Genomic DNA, 14,825 nt, shown 5'->3' on the forward strand with positions numbered 1-14,825 from the left:
GGTGATCAGGCAACTCAGGGCCACAATCTTAGGCAGAGGAAACCTCATCCAGGACGGGCGCCTAACAGATGAACTCCTCAGCTTGAGAACGACAAAATGCATATGTCCGAGGCAACGCATATCATAGAAGCGCTTTCGACCAATGAAGTAAACGTGAAGCTCGCTGAGGGTTGGTCACTAATATCTGTTGTTGTGACAACACATCCTAATGGTCAGCTCCATCCTTGCTACGTTCTCGGCAAATCGAAACCCCATCCGACGATGACAAGCCTGACTGATCAGCCTGGCATCCAAGCAGCAGTCCGGCTCACGCTAAAGTATTGAGAGGATAATTTGTCTTATTGGGATTGGATTCAGTGGCCAGCGATGGTCGTCACCGTTCTGGCCGCATGGCTCATCGGATCGCAGCGACCAAAAAGGCGAATGACAGGGTTTGTGTGCTTCAGCGTGAGCAACGTCTTGTGGGTCATCTGGGGCGCCTACGCGGGCGCTTATGCATTGATCGTATTGCAGGTTTGCCTGTTTCTGATGAACCTTCGTGGATTGAGGAAAAATTTGAAGAGCTAACCACGGCAGACTTAAGAATGACGCTGCCCGTCGAAGTTTTTTTTGAATCCTCGGGCATTCATGCCCAGCAGCACGCATTCAAGAACAATCAGCGCATAGGCCTCGGCATGAAGTCCCCAAGCCACCCAAAGCGCATTGCTTAGGATGAACCCCCAAAAAGCGATCATCCGGCGGTAAGCTCGTTGCGAGCCGATGAACCAGGCTGAGACGACTGTGACAGCCATCGCTGGCCACTGAATCAGATCGATGTAATCCATGTGCGCTCCGCATTTTGAAAGTGCATCCTTGCACCAGCATGTTCTGCAATAATCTACCAGACCATCATTCAAGCCTAATGTTCTCGAAAGGTTGCTACACAAGGTTGTTCAGGCGCGTGCATATCAATGCCCAGCACTGAAATCGACGTATTAATAATTCATTGACGATCAACCCGAGGCGTTATTCATGTCCGGCGCACCCTGCCTCCGAGACCTACCTGAACCCTATTTCTCGCAGTCACTTTCGCATTTAAATGAAATTCAAAATGCGCCTAATCGGCACAGGTTGTTCGAGGCGCTGGACTTGGGCCTCAATTTCCTTCGAGAGCTCAGCGCCCGAGGGCTTATAAGCCCAGAGGAGACGGTTGAGGCCGGACGGTTATGGGGTGACTCAGCGGACAAACGTCTGCGTGCTCTTCCAGAGCTAGGCTCTGCAGCTCCCATCCATCCCTTCGCAAAAAGTGCGGATTCTAATCCGGCTATGGATATGGCCACCCGGTCGGCGTTGGAACACCTGCTGGCATTGGCTGAGCGGGACACCACGCAATCGAGCAAGGTGGCAAATTTTCTCTTGGCTTGGTGGAACGCGCCCGAGAATGGCGGTTTTGATTTCGCTGACCTTTATGGTCTGAACCAACAAACCGCCTCTTGCTGTGGTGTAGTGTTTAGCTGGATCGCTCAAAACGGAGCAACTCCTGAAGCAATTGGATACGCCCCACGTTTCCGAGCATTGGCGTTGAAATGGCACGGGATCAAGTAGCATCGCTTCCGGCGCTTTGTCATCAAAGGGTTCAGCTCACCAGTGCACCCTGAACCGCAACCGCTGAAGTGTCTGAGCGATGCGACAAGACAAACGCAGTTCGGCTTGTTTTCTCAGGCTGGACGTAACGAGGTGAGCAATGCTCGAAGAGTAGCCTTATGACTCTCGAGTCCCTCGCTTGCAAGTTCGTATTCTCGTAACGCGCCCTGGCGCCCGGCATCTTTGCTGCTCCGCACGAGCCGCCCCAGGAGCAACTGCTTTTCATGCAAGGCTCTAATGGCCACCCAGAGTGCCTCCTCAATCGTTTCATTCTGGGCATGGAACAATGCGGCGGCGGTATAGGCATGACCGGTATGGCAGCGAAACCGTGGAGAGGATGCGGCTACTTCCCACAGAGCGCCTCCGCATTCCGGACAGGACATGCCTGCGACCTGGCCGATCTCATTTAGCGCGTAGGAACCACCTTTACTGAAATCCTCAGCCAGATCATTCTCCGTAGCGAATGGCTCGATACGGTTTGATGCAGAAGGTGCTGTCGTCTCCGCTGTACGTTGATTGATGATCTGTACTAGCCTCTTCGCCAACTCAGTAAGCGGCAGGCATCCGTCCACACTCACATGCCGGAGAGCATTCATCGGCATTGAGGGCGCTTCGGCAGTCTCAGGATCTTGTACGAAGGCCAGTCCGCCATAGGCCTTTATCGCCTGAAGCCCCACTACACCATCATCAAGCTCGCCGGTCATCAACACCCCTATGGCATTACTTCCATAGCTAATGGCAGCCGATCTAAACATCGGATCAATCGCAGGCCGCGAGTGGTTTTCCTTGGCGCTTCGAGTGATCTGAATAGCTCCTTTTTTGACAAGGAGATGCTTATCGGGAGGGGCTATGTATACACGACCCGTCACTACCTGCTCTTGGCTCACAGCGAAGCCGACGGGCAATCGGCTCGCTTGAGCAAGCAGCTTAGGGAGAGCGCTAGGTTGGTCTCCGATGTGCATTGTGACGAAGACAGCCGCATTTAAATCAGACGGAAGCCCCGCGAGAAACTCACGCAATGCAGCGAGCCCGCCGCTGGACGTGCCGATGACTATGACTTGGTGATTATGGTTTTCTTGCTGCATGGATAAAACCTAGGTTGCTAGATTTGCACGCTTGAATTTGATTCAGCTGCCTCAACTAATTCGCGCGTAAGTGCTTGTCGATCTTCCCCGGTGATGCGCTTACCCTGTTCCTAGTTTCGATAGATACCTCTGAGGGAAGGTTCGAAAAATTGAACAATGTTTGATCTAGATCAAGGGATTGCTACGCAGCATTCATAGCCTCAAGCCCACAATTTGGAAGGGATCGATGCTCTCGCGGACGATCAGAAAAGCAAGGCCCCACAGGCTCCTTCACTACGATGCGAGGACATCTGTAGGGGGCTTCAGTTGAGTCGAATGTCCCGCGAGCTCCAAGCGGCACACGCGATTTTCGCTTACAGTCATGCAACCGTTCCGTTTGTTTGGTCGGTTTCTCTGGTAGGAGGAGGATTGTTTGAACGTAAATTGGGAAGGACTGCTGCCGATTCACGGCAAGGTCATCGTCATTGAGGACGACCCAACTCTGCAGTCGCTCATGACCGATATCATGGATGAGATTGGCGCGAAGACTGTCCCGTTCGCTACGGCGGATGATGCGTTGACCTACCTGCTGGAAGCACATGGTGAATGCGTCCTAGTGATCGCCGATCACGGCGTCCCCGGCCAAGTCCAAGGCATCGAGTTCATAGAGATGGTCAAAGGCAGGTGGCCTCACATCGCTGCGATACTTACCTCGGGTTATCTGATCGAGAGCACCGAAGTGCCAGCTCAAACCATTTACCTGCACAAGCCTTGGTCGCTGGATGAGATGGTTGTGGCAGTGGCGGAGCTTTTGCAACCCGGAAATCCGATTAGCAAACGCTGAGCCTAGCTTGGAAGCTATGAGGCCAGGCAGGACTCGATAGTGCTCAGCTCTTGAGGCCCGCGACTCTACCTCCATTGAAATCAATCCGGTGGTGAAGTCCCTGAATTTTTTGAATTTTTCCGCGCCCGATGACTCCGTTAGATCAGAGCAGACGGAGTTAGTCATGGAAAACAATCTATTCGTCATCAACTACAAGCTTCATGGGGTACCGAAGTCCTTCATCATCCGTAGCAAAGCGATGCAAGACGCTGATGCCTGGAACTGGGCTAGTTGCGATGCGGGCGTAGCTCCCATTCCCAGGCCTGGTCGCCCACCACTGAAAATGGTGTCAAAACCTCAAGCCGAGAAATACGGCATTACCGATGTCACCTGGCGAGCCAGCTCAACGTAGCAGTGCGTGGTATGGCGCGGGCTATTGATGAATGCGCTTCATGTCGTAACCGCCCGCAAAGTCCGATTACCCGCTGATATTCCGAAATCAGCTTTTGAACCCAACGCTGATTCGATACGCCGTCCACTCTGAAAATAAAAACGAGGTCACGATGTCGCCTTTCGATATCCAGCGGATGCTGATAGACGAATTTCCCTTAGCGTTTTTGCTGGAGGTAGGTTTTAGGGCCACCTTCGCTTTTCTCGCAGTCTTTCTTTTTTTGAAATCCAGCGGTCGACGAGGGATCAGACAGCTCTCACTCTTTGAGCTGGTCGTGATTTTGACATTGGGCTCAGCAGCAGGAGATGTGTCCTTCTACCATGACGTTCCCCTACTCCCGGTCGCCGTAGTATTTCTCACGCTCCTGCTTCTTTACCGGCTTACCGTCCTGGTGATGACGAAGAGCAAAAGATTCGAAGCCTGGATGGATGGGCTTCCGGTCACCGTAATCCGCGACGGTCTCTATGAGCTCAAATCTTTAGAAACGCTTAACATCTCATCCAACGAATTGTTGATGGAATTACGACAGCAAGGGGTTGAACATCTCGGACAAGTAAGGCTCGGGCTCGTTGAGACCGACGGCGACGTCAGCCTTTATTTTTTCGAACAGAAAGATCTGCGTCCTGGGCTGTCCGTTCTACCATTGGAACATCGTGCTGAGTTTGAAACTGCGCCTGCATCGGCCTTGTGCTGCTGCGTAAATTGCGGTTTCTCCCATCACATTGTTGAAGGTCAACGAGCAGACTGCTCTCGGTGTAACCACCGCATCTGGTCAATCGCACTCACAACACCACGCTGTCGGTGAGCGTTAGCCGTCTATACCGATTTCTTTGAGCAATCCTGCCTTGCAGAGCAACAATTCTTCGATATAGGAATCGCGTTTCCTTTCGAAACGGAATGTCGGAATGGGCATCGAAATTGCGAAACGCCCCAACACCGTATCCAGAGCAACGGCGGTTGTCGTGATTCCCTCGATATGCTCACCGTGGTCACTGGAAATCCCGGTATTTCGAATACCGTCCAACTGAACCGCCAGAGTTTGAGGCAACACTGCTTTGTGCTTCGCGGTCTTTCTTACCGCAAGCAAAGCAATCACATCCTCATCTTTGTCCAAGGCAAGAAGCGCTCGCCCAGCAGACGTTCCGTACAGCGGCGTGTCCAATTGGCCAAGACGTGGCATGACCTGCAACTCGCGGTCAGCAACAACACGATCTTCAACAATTAGCTGAATGCCAGCAGGTCTCGAAAAAACAACGGTCTCTTGAACCGCCTCGCTCAGTTTCTGCAGCCAAGGACGAACGACAGTCATTCGGTCAACATGTGCATTCGCGACAAGCCTTAACAAACCGGCACCTAAACTGATTCCGCCAGCGCCTTCACTCCGAATCATTCCCTGCTCTTCAAGCGCTCCTACGATGCGCTGAACCGTTGAGCGAGGCAAATCTACTGCTTGGGCAATTTCTCCCAAACTCATACCACCTGCGCTTCTTCCCAATAGATTCAGAATTTTTGCCGCACGGGCAATAACCTGGATACCGCCACCACGCTCATCGCCCGCCCCTGCTTGAATTCGCTCGTCCATCGACACCTCCAGTATTTCGATCACTGTACCATATTGCGGTACAAATCCGTTCGCGGTACAGTTACCGCATTGCGATACAGTTGAATTGTGAGGCTGATAAATGCTGCGGGAATTTTCTGTCGCAGGCCTATTGATTACTCCCATGGTGGTCTGCGTTGGCGCTGCGGCATCTCTGACGATGATCACGCACCTACTCATTCCGGAATGGGTAATACGGCGATGGATTTGGAAGCGCTCGTGGTTTGGGCTTTCGCTATTCGTCTGCTACATCGCCACCGCAGTCGCCTTTCTCGATGGGGGATGGAAATGAATTCAACAACCCGGGTGTGTGTGACGTTAGTGATTGCCATCTGCGCCGCGCTGGCCGGGTCGTGGACATGGAACCACTATCGACTCTCACCATGGACTCGGGACGGGCGAATTCGAGCCGATGTCGTGGTCGTGGCACCCGATGTCGCGGGCTGGGTAACCAGACTTGAAGTGCGAGACAACCAGCCGGTAAAGAAAGGCGATCTGCTTTTTGAAATTGATCCCACCCGTTATCGCTCCCTTTTGAACGAGTCGAAAGCCAGGATGGAACACGCGAAGCATGCCTGGGAGCTCGCAACACTTCTGGAGCGCCGCCGTGTTCCACTGGCCAAGATCAACGCGATCAGCGCTGAGGATCTAGATAACGCGCGTTCCCAAGCCTTGCTGGCCAAATCCCAATATGAGGTCAACAAGGCGCAGTGGGAAACTGCCAAGATCAACTTGGCCCGTACAGCTGTGACGGCGCCATCTGACGGCACGATCACCAACGTCAGACTGCAGGAAGGCAACTACGTAGCTCAGGGCTCTCCTGCCTTCTCACTCGTCAAAGACGATTCGTTTTACGTGACTGCCTACTTCGAGGAAACGAAGCTTCTCGACATACGTGAGGGGGATATGGCCGAGGTGTCATTCATGAGCGGAGGGCAGTCAATCACGGGTCATGTCCAAAGCGTTGCCAAAGGTGTCGCCAACACCAACACACAAGCAGATCCCATGCTGCTGCCTCAAGTGCAGCAGGCGTTTAACTGGGTGCGACTGGCGCAACGCATACCGGTCGACATAAAGCTGGACGGCGACCTTGCGAGTATCCGTTTAATCGCTGGCATGAGCGCGTCGGTGAGAATTCACGAGCGAGCCATCGAGATGGACAAGCCATGAGAGCCGTGCTTACGCATTTCTTGAATCCTGATTTGCGCAGCATAGTGTTCGCCTGCAAGGGGCTTTCCGCCGTTGCGCTCGCCTTGGCAACTTCGATGAGCCTGGATCTGGACAAACCATTCTGGGCGATGGTGGCGTCAATGATGCTCCAAGCTCGACCCGAAGCCGGACTGGTTATCGAGAAAGCGGCATGTCTTGTTCTGGGATCAACAATTGGCGCTGCGATAGCCATTCTGATCTTGGACAATTTGACGCCATACCCGGTCTCAGCTATTGGAGCACTCGCGCTGTGTGTTGCCGTCACGTCGGCAATCGCCTCGACCATGCGGCATGTCAATTTTGTATTCGCAACTTCGTTAGTGAGTGTCACCGCGATTCTTATTGTACTTTTTGCCATGGCCAATCCTGCAAACACCAGCAGCGGATCAATCTTTATGGTGGTGCGCGCTCGGTTGAGCGAAGTCATAGTGGGAGCCGGCAGTGCCATTTTCGCCAGCGTCCTGCTTTATCCCTTCAAGGTGCAAAAGGTGCTGGAGACGAGTATGAATCGCCTACGAGATTTGAGCCTCACCCACGTCTCTGCGATTCTCCAAGCTCAATCAAATCCAACAGCTGTCCATCTGCAGCGCATAAGCATGATTGCCTTAGCCACGTCCTTAAACGATGACGTCAATTCAGGACGCTATGAACTGGCAACCAATGTCGATGCAGCACTGCTCACCGCCAGCAACGCGCTCACCATCGTCGCCTGGGGACAAACCATCGAACGCATATTGAGTGATAACCCAAAGCGTTTACCGGACATGCTGGCCCGTTTCGTCGATCAAGACGCTCATGGCTGCAGCTCGCTTGAGAAAGAGTGTCTGGATAAAGTATCCGAGGCACTCTCAGCTATGCGTGGGGCCTGCGATTCAATCGCTGAAAGATCAGGCGGGACGCAACGCTCTCCACGCTTCAATCGACATCGTGACTGGCTCGTCGGACTAAGATCGGCGCTGCGAAGCTCACTTGTTTTCCTGAGCGCTATCGGGGTCTGGATTCTGTCAGACGAACAAGCCGCACTAATAATGCTGATCGCACTACCTGTTCTCCTCTCCCAGATATTCTCTTCACACCCGGCTCCACACCTGGCCACCGCAAAGTTACTCGGTGGAGCTTTGATCGCCATCCCTGTCGCCATCCTGTTCGTACTCAGTTCGCTTGCGCAGGGTTCGGGCGATTTCGAGATGTTGATCCTGGTGCTTTCTGCGCCTCTTTTTCTGGGGCTGATGAGCATGACTTCACCGTCACTCACCCCTTACGGTCTCGGTTTCTGCCTCACCCTGGCGGTGCTTGTCCAGCCAAGCAATTACATGACATTTGCAATCGATCAATGCTTGTCCACTGGACTGGGGATCGCTGCGGGCCTAGGACTGCTGTACGCAGCTGTTGATGTGCTAGGGCCGCCCAAAGCCATATGGCTGCAGCAACGAATTATCAGAGCACTCAATTCCGACTTGGAAACAATGCGGAAAAAACGATTGTCAGCCAACTGGCTCACCCAACGTGCGGCTGAGCGTTTGGCCTTTCTCGCTGCATACGAGCCGCCATCGCCGGTCGGTAGGGAGCTGACACAGCGTGGACTTAAAATATTTGAGTCTGGCCACCGCATGAGCTTGGACTCAATCAAGCAGCACAAAGCATCAAATTCCACGCCCCAATAATGAACTTAAAGGGATTCAAAAATGCACAATCATCAGGCCGATGTTAACTACATGCTCGATCTCCAAGAGGCTGCCCCCGAAATGGTCGCGGCATTTTTCAACTTTGACAAAGCTGTGTTCAACAAGGATGTCGGTAGCCTGAATTTGGCCACACGGGAATTAATCGCTGTGGGGGTAGCAGTGACTACACAGTGTTCCTATTGCATTACCGACCATGCCCAGCGAGCCATCAGCGCGGGGGCGTCAAAACAAGATGTAGCCGAGGCGATCATGGTAGCCACGGCCCTTAGGGCGGGTGGAGGGATTACACATGGCTGGCAAGCGATGAAAAGTATCGCAGAGCCTAAATGACGAGATGCCAGTTACTGACACACCTACGATAAGACCCATCAGTTGAAGCAAGCGAAGCTAAGACGCCCAAGGGTGATTGAGCTGCTAATACCTGTCCAACGCATGAAATTCCAAAACCAGTGCAAATAAAAAAGGCCCGCAACGGGCCTTTTTGTACTCAACCAAAATCAATTGTCCAGCCAAGACTCGACCGTCGCAGCGCCGTGTTTTGTTTTCCACTCCTTGAGCGTTTTGTGATTACCGCCCTTGGTCTCTACGACTTCGCCCGTTTCAGGATTTTTATAAACCTTCAATTGGCGAGGCTTGCGGCTGCCAGCTCTGGACTCGACAGCTGGAGCGCGACGACCAGTTTGCGGATCTAGGAGATTGATCACGTCCTTGAGGCTGTAGCCGTATTTTGCGAGCAAATCACGCAGCTTGGTTTCGAACTCAATTTCTTTCTTGAGGCCTGCATCGCCCTTAAGGGCTTCCAGGGCCTGAAGCTGTTCGGCGAGGTGTTTTTCGAGCTGGCGGAATTCTGCGAGTTTGGACATGAAAGACCTCTATGTAGTTAGTACCTTAACGGTACACCAAAAAATGTGGTCAAACACTTCGCTTGTGAAATTTCCAGTCCTGCATAACAATCCTGGATGATGCCAGCATTTTGCATTCACACCAAATCCTCGCCATTGAAAACGTACTAAATCAGGAAGAAAAATGTACGCAAAACTTGCTACTACCATTCTCGTCTGCGTTCTACTGACTGCATGTTCCGATCCTAAAGATGCCAAATTGCCAGCGGATATCAGCAAATGGTCGGACAATACTCACCTAGCAGAATCGGTCAAAAAGCTCACAGATGAAGACAAAAAGCTTTTCTTGGGTTACGCGGCGCGCCGTGCCATGGCGAGCGCCTTCGGCGGTTCGCAAGCCGTAGCTGATACAACCCTTGGAGACGCGCTGAAAACGCAGAAAGCTTGGCTTGACGAAAAAGCAGCAGAGGCAGTGAAACAAAAAGCCCTGGCGGAGCAGGTGAAGCAGCAGCAGCTTCAAAGCCTAAAAGAGATGAATGCAACGCTAACCGCATCTCTGCTTGAACTTAAGCTCAATCCAAAAGACTACGCCAATAAGCGATATAGCGACTACTTTTCGCTCAGTGTTGCGTTCAAAAACAATACTGCAGAACCACTCTCTGGAATCAAAGGTACAGTAGTACTCAAGGATATCTTCGGTGACGTCATAAAGCGCATCAGCCTTTCCGATGACAATCAAATCGACCCTGGACAAAACTATATTTACAGCGGCACCATGGACTACAACCAGTTCCAGGCTTCGGACAAAAAACTCGCGTCGGCGAATGTTTCGAAAATGCAATTCGATTGGGAGCCAGACACCTACGTTTTTGTGAGTGGTAAAAAACAGGTAATGCCTCGCTGAAAGTTTTTGACTAGCGAACTCGGTTTGGAGCAAGAAGTCAGCCGTCCTCCACGAGGTCAGCGCAAAGAAAAAAGGGCCCTAAAAAGCCCTTTTAGAACTTGATATGATTGGCGGTTCACTTGCAGCAAAACTTCCAAAACTGATCAACCCGTATTGTGAAACTCTGGCTCATCTCCCTGCGCATGCCCCAAGCCGGATTGATCTGGTCTGATGACACCGGACACGCATTTATCACCGCCGAAGATCCCGGTAGATTTTTTTCAGGATGCTGTTGTCTGCTCTTATGATCGCGACTGAACGGGAGACAACGCCATGCATACTCAAGACGAAATTCATTTGGAGCAGAAGCAAGGCGAGGCCCTGAGGAAGAAGCAGGGCGAGCAATGGCTGACTGAGAACATCGAGGCCGTTAAAAACTACAACGAATACGTAGAGGCCCAGGGCGTTTTCAGCGACTCCGTACGGAGCTTCTAATTCCTGAGCGAATTGATACCCCCAAACAACGACCCTGGCCGAGATTTAGTAGGGCCAGAGCAGCGAGGCTTTGAGCTAAAGCGCCCTCCCCCAAGCCGGGGTCACACCCATTAGCCTCTCTGTGAAGGTCTCGTTAAGTGCTGAATAGCGCTAATTACACGCTTAGCATCTGAAGAGAGCCTTGCTGACTCTCAGCCAAGGTTCCTCAAGCATTAAAATCGATACTTTTTCCGATCAAACTTTTAAACTATAGGTTTGTATGATTTTAGGTAATCAAATAGTGCACTATTCGCCAGATCAAAAGAGGCTTTATCTGATGTCGCGTGCCCGGTACTCCACTCGATATGCCTGTCCCAAATACTCCATACACGCGTGCCGAGTGAATTAGCAGAATCCGCAAGCTCCAAAAAGAGCTGAGCAACGTGCTTTGGGCTCAAAAGAAATTCATCTTTTCCCTTTTTGAATCCGACAACACCATTCCGGCCAGTTTTAAGAAATACCACGTTTGCGGGATAATCCAAATCCTCCCCAGTTCCCTCGTAAAGCCAACCCGTCGCGAAAAACTTATAGTCTGCTTCCGAGATATAAAGTGTGTCGTCATAGATCCCCATCCCCTTACGCGAAGTCTTTTTGGGTATCGCACTCACTTGGTGAATGTGTCCGTTACGCCATGGCATATCGAAACGTCCAAGACCAGTGCGTAGAGCTGCCATTAGAAATCCTTGAGCCAGCAAATCGGCTTGAGTTGGGCTCAAGTGGTAGGCGTACTCATCAATTTTGAGCACGACTTGGTCTCCGTCCCTGAAGGCGCCTACAAGACTAGAAATCTCGTAGGCTATTCGTCCCCGGAGATAATCATATGGTTGTGTTGATTCTTGCGTGGTGACGGTAGCCATATGTCTTGAGCCTCTCAGCGCGTTTATTTGTTTGTTTATTTGTTAAACGGCTCAAAACCGAGAATACTTTAGCTCCAATCAAAAATATTAATGCGTTTGGTTCTGCGTTGTGAAAGACAGTACGCACGATACAACCAAATATTGACCAACGGCCAAAAATCGATATTATTGACCCTGTGCACGATGCCCACTTTTTCTATATTCAGGAATAGATCTTTAAGGGCGTCGCATGAAATTTCTTATCAGCTTCATTCGCATCGACACGACTATACCCGACGACTTATGGGCCAATCGCTCTGCATTGAGTTGCGTGTGCCACGAATACGTGACGACTGACACGTCTGATTTTAAGGACTGCAGCAACTTGCGCGACATCGAAGCAGCCTTCGAAGCCAATAAGAATTATGCAGAGGATGGTGATAGCTTGCTCTGCCCTCAAGCTATAATCAAAGTTATTCGGATCGAGCCTGTACCTGATACAGCCTGATCTTTCCAGTACGTTCCTTGTTCGACTAACGCGGAAGAGGCTGCCGGTTTAATCCTTGGTCTCTTCCTTGATATTCGCCGAATGCACCTAAGTGAATACTCCTACGAGGGATCGTTGAAAGAATGCCCTGAGCAAGAAGCATCCGGAGATTTCGTGCATTAACTCCGCGATTTCCCAATTTTCTTTTTGAGAGTAATTGAAGTTGGTTACGAATTCGTTGAGATCAAAGCCCATCTCAACCAAGATGGCTTGAATCTGTGGTGGCTCTCAAAAAATCCCGATGCAATTCAAATTACTTCGCGCTTTCTGATAAGTTTGATTGTCATGAAGCCTCGTGGGCGCTCAATCAGTTTGCTAGGGCGCGAATGAGAAGCTCACTGAATCGAAGGGGGCTCTTGAATTGCCTGGCTCGAAACCATCAGAAAGTTACGCAGGGTTTGTCGGCCGATGTCACGTTGAAACGTAGCGATGACGTATCGCGAGTTGAGCGTGTTGAGAACCCAATATCGGCCTTCACGCCGGGCGCCAACGATGTCAGAGGTACGCATGTAGTGACCATCATCGAAGCGGCCCAACGGGCCTTTCCGCACGTGGCCGAAGACGACCCCCATCGCACTTTTACCAACGATGGCCACATGATTGAGATAAGCCGTCACTGGAAGATTAAAACCTTGCGCTTGCGCCTTATGAATTCGAAGTAAATCGAAATCTGATAGTCGTTTGCTGTGAAACGTCATTTCGGTACCGCTCATACGAAAGCTCCGTTTGGCCGTGGTCAGCTTCAGACTGAACGAATGCGACTTGAGTGGAAAATTTCTTTCAAATTGGAAACCAATGCGCGGTCGAAATCTTGACGATGCGAGTCGTGATACACGGCACCGCTTTCCACTTCAATAATGCAAACGACGCACTCAAGTTCATCTTCCCCCACAGACACCCTGGTAAGTGGTTCCATACTCGGTATTCCCCGCCCATTCATGTAGGCCGGGATTACTACTTGAGCACCGATCACCACCATTGTGGGGTCTTTGGAGTTCAATACCGCTTCCAGCTGATGTTCATCGTTGATCATCAACTCGTACTCGACCTGTCGGCCTTCCAACTCATGTTGAACAGTGACGTAGTACCAGTGCATTCGGAGCACTCGCGACACGGTGTGCCAGTGCGCCAGGCCCGTCCCGAACATCCCGGGCACCCCCAAAAGGTCGCTGTCTTGTGTTCTGAACATGTTCAATCTCTGTTATTTGCGACGGCCGCAGTCACCGGATTAGAAAAAGGAAAAGATCGTTTCCAAACTCGCCTTCTTCTCATGGCCTGCCCCCTTGAGGACGTAAACCGTGTTCCTAGTCTCAAAAAGAAAGCCGTATTGGAAGGAAGTCGCGAAGGTAGAACGCACCCAGTCGCCTACATCAAATCTTCTCTGACTATCAAACAGGACGTTGTGAGCGTAAACGATCAAGGGTAACTGGCCGGCTGCGTGGATCTTGCTCTGCTCGTCTTGTGTGGCTTCGACGTGAAAAACTGTCCAATCCTCGACTAAGCAGTAAGGCTTACGCGGATAGAGCCCTTTGACGAGTTCGATGAGAGTTTCGTCTGAGTCCATCGATCCTTGGCGAAGTTCACCGGGGCCGCCTAACAGGTCGTCGCCACCTTCGTTTTCATCTGTGCTCAACCGCAAAATCTCCGTCAATACATCTGATAAGTTCGGGGTGCACCCTGCATAGGGATCACTAACATCTAGCCCAACGCGTGATATCTAACCCAAAAACGCGTTTGGGTGATCGATCTGCACTGCACGCTTTCTCAAGATTCGAGATATCAGGGAGAGGATGAAATGCCAAAACACCATAATACGGATTATAGCCCGTGTTATGGCACCTCGCAATATGGCCTTATCCTCGATTTGCTAGGGGAAGTCTAATGGAGGCAGCAGAAGCGCTGGCTGTCGTGATACGAGCGATGCGTAGAGAGAAGGGTCTTTCACAAGACGATCTGAACACTATTGATCTTTCGTATCTCGGCCGGATAGAGCGCGGAGAGGTGAACATAACGGTTGATATCCTTGTTCGCCTGGCATCAATCCTGGAGCTGGATGCCGCGGTGTTGATTCTCATGGCGACTTCGCTTCAGTCTCAAGAGCCATTCACGGACGCTTTAAAACGTCTTACAAAGCAACTGAACAGGATCAAAAAAGACGGGATCGATCTGGAGATAGAGGCGCTCTCCAGTGCCGGAAAGCTGCGCCCTGGTAGGCCGGCAGGATCAGGAGCAGCGCAGAAAGCTGCAGAGGCCAATCGCATGAAGAATGCTGGAGTGCCCGTTATCGAGATCGGAAGAGCATTGGGGCTTTCGGAAACTACTGTTCGCAGATACCTCAAAACCCCACCATCCCCATAAGGTTGATAATAGAAAATATTGATCCGCGCGCTCATGTCTATCAACTGGAAGCGATAACTGGATGCGGTAGAAGCAGCTGTAGTCTCTCGCCTCCTTCGGCAAAAAACCTACTCTCGGAACTACCGTATACGACTCTGTCTCGGATATGCGACGCGAAGTGGTCGGCAGGGAACAGTGTGTGTTTACAGAATTTGTAATTTAAATGTCGGGAACGCCTCTGCATCCACTCACGCTCAGAGCGCGCGGCATCAGCAGGACGCATGTAAATTTGTAGGAGGATTGGAGCTTTTACGTAATCCACTTGTTGGCAAAGAATTGCTCCTGCGTTCTCGTGGCAAACCCTGGAAGGGGAGAATCCCGTGGTCGTCAA

21 protein-coding genes are annotated in these 14,825 nt (G+C 51.4%); 13 read left to right on the forward strand and 8 right to left on the reverse strand.

What is annotated here, in order from left to right:
• Positions 1 to 366 precede the first annotated feature (366 nt).
• Positions 367 to 567 carry a hypothetical protein gene (locus ACGSLL_RS17430; RefSeq protein ID WP_371915164.1) on the forward strand — a complete coding sequence of 67 codons (201 nt, stop codon included), beginning with the start codon at positions 367 to 369 and terminating at the stop codon, positions 565 to 567.
• 11 nt (positions 568 to 578) lie between these two features.
• On the opposite strand, the gene ACGSLL_RS17435 is transcribed toward ACGSLL_RS17430, so the two are convergent.
• The gene (locus ACGSLL_RS17435) at positions 579 to 824 is read right to left on the reverse strand and encodes a hypothetical protein (protein WP_394507289.1); all 246 of its coding nucleotides are present in this window, start codon (positions 822 to 824) and stop codon (positions 579 to 581) included.
• 187 nt (positions 825 to 1,011) lie between these two features.
• On the opposite strand from ACGSLL_RS17435, the gene ACGSLL_RS17440 reads away from it, so the two are divergent.
• Positions 1,012 to 1,584 (forward strand): DUF7673 family protein, encoded by a 573-nt coding sequence (locus tag ACGSLL_RS17440; protein WP_394507290.1) that lies wholly within the window; start codon positions 1,012 to 1,014, stop codon positions 1,582 to 1,584.
• Between the two features lie 113 nt (positions 1,585 to 1,697).
• On the opposite strand, the gene ACGSLL_RS17445 is transcribed toward ACGSLL_RS17440, so the two are convergent.
• Positions 1,698 to 2,708 (reverse strand): chemotaxis protein CheB, encoded by a 1,011-nt coding sequence (locus ACGSLL_RS17445; protein WP_394507291.1) that lies wholly within the window; start codon positions 2,706 to 2,708, stop codon positions 1,698 to 1,700.
• 412 nt (positions 2,709 to 3,120) lie between these two features.
• Here ACGSLL_RS17445 and ACGSLL_RS17450 point away from each other — a divergent pair, with 412 nt between their 5' ends.
• The 3 genes from ACGSLL_RS17450 to ACGSLL_RS17460 all read left to right on the forward strand — a co-directional run bounded on the left by ACGSLL_RS17450 (position 3,121) and on the right by ACGSLL_RS17460 (position 4,766).
• Positions 3,121 to 3,531, forward strand: a complete 411-nt coding sequence (locus ACGSLL_RS17450; protein WP_394507292.1) for a response regulator — start codon at positions 3,121 to 3,123, stop codon at positions 3,529 to 3,531.
• A 163-nt stretch (positions 3,532 to 3,694) separates the two neighbouring features.
• The gene (locus ACGSLL_RS17455) at positions 3,695 to 3,922 is read left to right on the forward strand and encodes a DUF6555 family protein (protein WP_394507293.1); all 228 of its coding nucleotides are present in this window, start codon (positions 3,695 to 3,697) and stop codon (positions 3,920 to 3,922) included.
• A 151-nt stretch (positions 3,923 to 4,073) separates the two neighbouring features.
• A complete protein-coding gene (locus ACGSLL_RS17460; RefSeq protein ID WP_394507294.1) occupies positions 4,074 to 4,766 on the forward strand; it encodes a DUF421 domain-containing protein in 693 nt (230 codons plus the stop codon).
• A 3-nt stretch (positions 4,767 to 4,769) separates the two neighbouring features.
• Here ACGSLL_RS17460 and ACGSLL_RS17465 read toward each other — a convergent pair whose 3' ends face one another.
• Positions 4,770 to 5,729 carry an IclR family transcriptional regulator gene (locus ACGSLL_RS17465; RefSeq protein WP_394507295.1) on the reverse strand — a complete coding sequence of 320 codons (960 nt, stop codon included), beginning with the start codon at positions 5,727 to 5,729 and terminating at the stop codon, positions 4,770 to 4,772.
• Between ACGSLL_RS17465 and ACGSLL_RS17470 the strand changes: the two genes are divergently transcribed.
• The 4 genes from ACGSLL_RS17470 to ACGSLL_RS17485 are packed head-to-tail and all read left to right on the forward strand — an operon-like array spanning position 5,644 to position 8,785.
• Positions 5,644 to 5,853 (forward strand): DUF1656 domain-containing protein, encoded by a 210-nt coding sequence (locus ACGSLL_RS17470; RefSeq protein ID WP_373877936.1) that lies wholly within the window; start codon positions 5,644 to 5,646, stop codon positions 5,851 to 5,853. The two genes, ACGSLL_RS17465 and ACGSLL_RS17470, sit on opposite strands and share 86 nt — an antisense overlap.
• Positions 5,763 to 6,731: an efflux RND transporter periplasmic adaptor subunit gene (locus ACGSLL_RS17475; protein ID WP_459349943.1), complete on the forward strand. Its 969-nt coding sequence runs from the start codon at positions 5,763 to 5,765 to the stop codon at positions 6,729 to 6,731. The genes ACGSLL_RS17470 and ACGSLL_RS17475 overlap by 91 nt, the downstream gene beginning before the upstream one ends.
• The gene (locus tag ACGSLL_RS17480) at positions 6,728 to 8,434 is read left to right on the forward strand and encodes an FUSC family protein (protein ID WP_394507298.1); all 1,707 of its coding nucleotides are present in this window, start codon (positions 6,728 to 6,730) and stop codon (positions 8,432 to 8,434) included. The genes ACGSLL_RS17475 and ACGSLL_RS17480 overlap by 4 nt, the downstream gene beginning before the upstream one ends.
• Before the next feature lie 21 nt (positions 8,435 to 8,455).
• A complete protein-coding gene (locus ACGSLL_RS17485) occupies positions 8,456 to 8,785 on the forward strand; it encodes a carboxymuconolactone decarboxylase family protein (protein WP_394507299.1) in 330 nt (109 codons plus the stop codon).
• A 167-nt stretch (positions 8,786 to 8,952) separates the two neighbouring features.
• On the opposite strand, the gene ACGSLL_RS17490 is transcribed toward ACGSLL_RS17485, so the two are convergent.
• Positions 8,953 to 9,318, reverse strand: coding sequence for a histone-like nucleoid-structuring protein, MvaT/MvaU family (locus ACGSLL_RS17490; protein ID WP_394507300.1), 366 nt, complete (start codon positions 9,316 to 9,318; stop codon positions 8,953 to 8,955).
• A 163-nt stretch (positions 9,319 to 9,481) separates the two neighbouring features.
• Between ACGSLL_RS17490 and ACGSLL_RS17495 the strand changes: the two genes are divergently transcribed.
• Positions 9,482 to 10,201: a hypothetical protein gene (locus ACGSLL_RS17495; RefSeq protein ID WP_394507301.1), complete on the forward strand. Its 720-nt coding sequence runs from the start codon at positions 9,482 to 9,484 to the stop codon at positions 10,199 to 10,201.
• Positions 10,202 to 10,513: 312 nt separating this feature from the next.
• Positions 10,514 to 10,675, forward strand: coding sequence for a type II toxin-antitoxin system CcdA family antitoxin (locus tag ACGSLL_RS17500; RefSeq protein WP_394507302.1), 162 nt, complete (start codon positions 10,514 to 10,516; stop codon positions 10,673 to 10,675).
• Between the two features lie 242 nt (positions 10,676 to 10,917).
• Here the strand turns inward: ACGSLL_RS17500 and ACGSLL_RS17505 are convergent, their stop codons facing one another.
• On the reverse strand, positions 10,918 to 11,571 hold the full coding sequence (locus ACGSLL_RS17505) for a hypothetical protein (protein WP_394507303.1): 654 nt from the start codon (positions 11,569 to 11,571) through the stop codon (positions 10,918 to 10,920).
• Between the two features lie 229 nt (positions 11,572 to 11,800).
• On the opposite strand from ACGSLL_RS17505, the gene ACGSLL_RS17510 reads away from it, so the two are divergent.
• Entirely contained in the window at positions 11,801 to 12,058 is a 258-nt protein-coding gene (locus ACGSLL_RS17510) for a hypothetical protein (RefSeq protein WP_394507304.1), read from the forward strand.
• A gap of 374 nt (positions 12,059 to 12,432) precedes the next feature.
• On the opposite strand, the gene ACGSLL_RS17515 is transcribed toward ACGSLL_RS17510, so the two are convergent.
• From ACGSLL_RS17515 to ACGSLL_RS17525, 3 genes are read right to left on the reverse strand one after another with little or no spacing between them, the layout of a single operon-like run.
• Entirely contained in the window at positions 12,433 to 12,810 is a 378-nt protein-coding gene (locus ACGSLL_RS17515) for a hypothetical protein (protein ID WP_394507305.1), read from the reverse strand.
• 29 nt (positions 12,811 to 12,839) lie between these two features.
• On the reverse strand, positions 12,840 to 13,286 hold the full coding sequence (locus ACGSLL_RS17520) for a hypothetical protein (protein ID WP_394507306.1): 447 nt from the start codon (positions 13,284 to 13,286) through the stop codon (positions 12,840 to 12,842).
• Between the two features lie 39 nt (positions 13,287 to 13,325).
• Complete coding sequence (locus ACGSLL_RS17525) at positions 13,326 to 13,730, reverse strand: DUF6957 family protein (RefSeq protein ID WP_394507307.1); 405 nt, start codon at positions 13,728 to 13,730, stop codon at positions 13,326 to 13,328.
• Positions 13,731 to 13,978: 248 nt separating this feature from the next.
• Here ACGSLL_RS17525 and ACGSLL_RS17530 point away from each other — a divergent pair, with 248 nt between their 5' ends.
• Positions 13,979 to 14,455 carry a helix-turn-helix domain-containing protein gene (locus ACGSLL_RS17530; protein ID WP_394507308.1) on the forward strand — a complete coding sequence of 159 codons (477 nt, stop codon included), beginning with the start codon at positions 13,979 to 13,981 and terminating at the stop codon, positions 14,453 to 14,455.
• Positions 14,456 to 14,825: the final 370 nt, after the last annotated feature.

It is taken from the genome of Pseudomonas retamae, from assembly GCF_043496865.1.
Taxonomy (GTDB): Bacteria; Pseudomonadota; Gammaproteobacteria; order Pseudomonadales; family Pseudomonadaceae; genus Aquipseudomonas; species Aquipseudomonas retamae.

Excerpts from the sequence above, each read along its gene's own strand:
- ACGSLL_RS17500 (WP_394507302.1), top strand. The coding sequence starts at position 10,514 with ATGCATACTCAAGACGAAATTCATTTGGAGCAGAAGCAAGGCGAGGCC.
- ACGSLL_RS17505 (WP_394507303.1), bottom strand. The coding sequence starts at position 11,571 with ATGGCTACCGTCACCACGCAAGAATCAACACAACCATATGATTATCTC.
- ACGSLL_RS17470 (WP_373877936.1), top strand. The coding sequence starts at position 5,644 with ATGCTGCGGGAATTTTCTGTCGCAGGCCTATTGATTACTCCCATGGTG.
- ACGSLL_RS17530 (WP_394507308.1), top strand. The coding sequence starts at position 13,979 with ATGGAGGCAGCAGAAGCGCTGGCTGTCGTGATACGAGCGATGCGTAGA.
- ACGSLL_RS17510 (WP_394507304.1), top strand. The coding sequence starts at position 11,801 with ATGAAATTTCTTATCAGCTTCATTCGCATCGACACGACTATACCCGAC.
- ACGSLL_RS17515 (WP_394507305.1), bottom strand. The coding sequence starts at position 12,810 with ATGAGCGGTACCGAAATGACGTTTCACAGCAAACGACTATCAGATTTC.
- ACGSLL_RS17440 (WP_394507290.1), top strand. The coding sequence starts at position 1,012 with ATGTCCGGCGCACCCTGCCTCCGAGACCTACCTGAACCCTATTTCTCG.
- ACGSLL_RS17460 (WP_394507294.1), top strand. The coding sequence starts at position 4,074 with ATGTCGCCTTTCGATATCCAGCGGATGCTGATAGACGAATTTCCCTTA.
- ACGSLL_RS17455 (WP_394507293.1), top strand. The coding sequence starts at position 3,695 with ATGGAAAACAATCTATTCGTCATCAACTACAAGCTTCATGGGGTACCG.
- ACGSLL_RS17520 (WP_394507306.1), bottom strand. The coding sequence starts at position 13,286 with ATGTTCAGAACACAAGACAGCGACCTTTTGGGGGTGCCCGGGATGTTC.
- ACGSLL_RS17485 (WP_394507299.1), top strand. The coding sequence starts at position 8,456 with ATGCACAATCATCAGGCCGATGTTAACTACATGCTCGATCTCCAAGAG.
- ACGSLL_RS17480 (WP_394507298.1), top strand. The coding sequence starts at position 6,728 with ATGAGAGCCGTGCTTACGCATTTCTTGAATCCTGATTTGCGCAGCATA.
- ACGSLL_RS17495 (WP_394507301.1), top strand. The coding sequence starts at position 9,482 with ATGTACGCAAAACTTGCTACTACCATTCTCGTCTGCGTTCTACTGACT.
- ACGSLL_RS17430 (WP_371915164.1), top strand. The coding sequence starts at position 367 with ATGGTCGTCACCGTTCTGGCCGCATGGCTCATCGGATCGCAGCGACCA.
- ACGSLL_RS17490 (WP_394507300.1), bottom strand. The coding sequence starts at position 9,318 with ATGTCCAAACTCGCAGAATTCCGCCAGCTCGAAAAACACCTCGCCGAA.
- ACGSLL_RS17435 (WP_394507289.1), bottom strand. The coding sequence starts at position 824 with ATGGATTACATCGATCTGATTCAGTGGCCAGCGATGGCTGTCACAGTC.
- ACGSLL_RS17475 (WP_459349943.1), top strand. The coding sequence starts at position 5,763 with ATGGATTTGGAAGCGCTCGTGGTTTGGGCTTTCGCTATTCGTCTGCTA.
- ACGSLL_RS17445 (WP_394507291.1), bottom strand. The coding sequence starts at position 2,708 with ATGCAGCAAGAAAACCATAATCACCAAGTCATAGTCATCGGCACGTCC.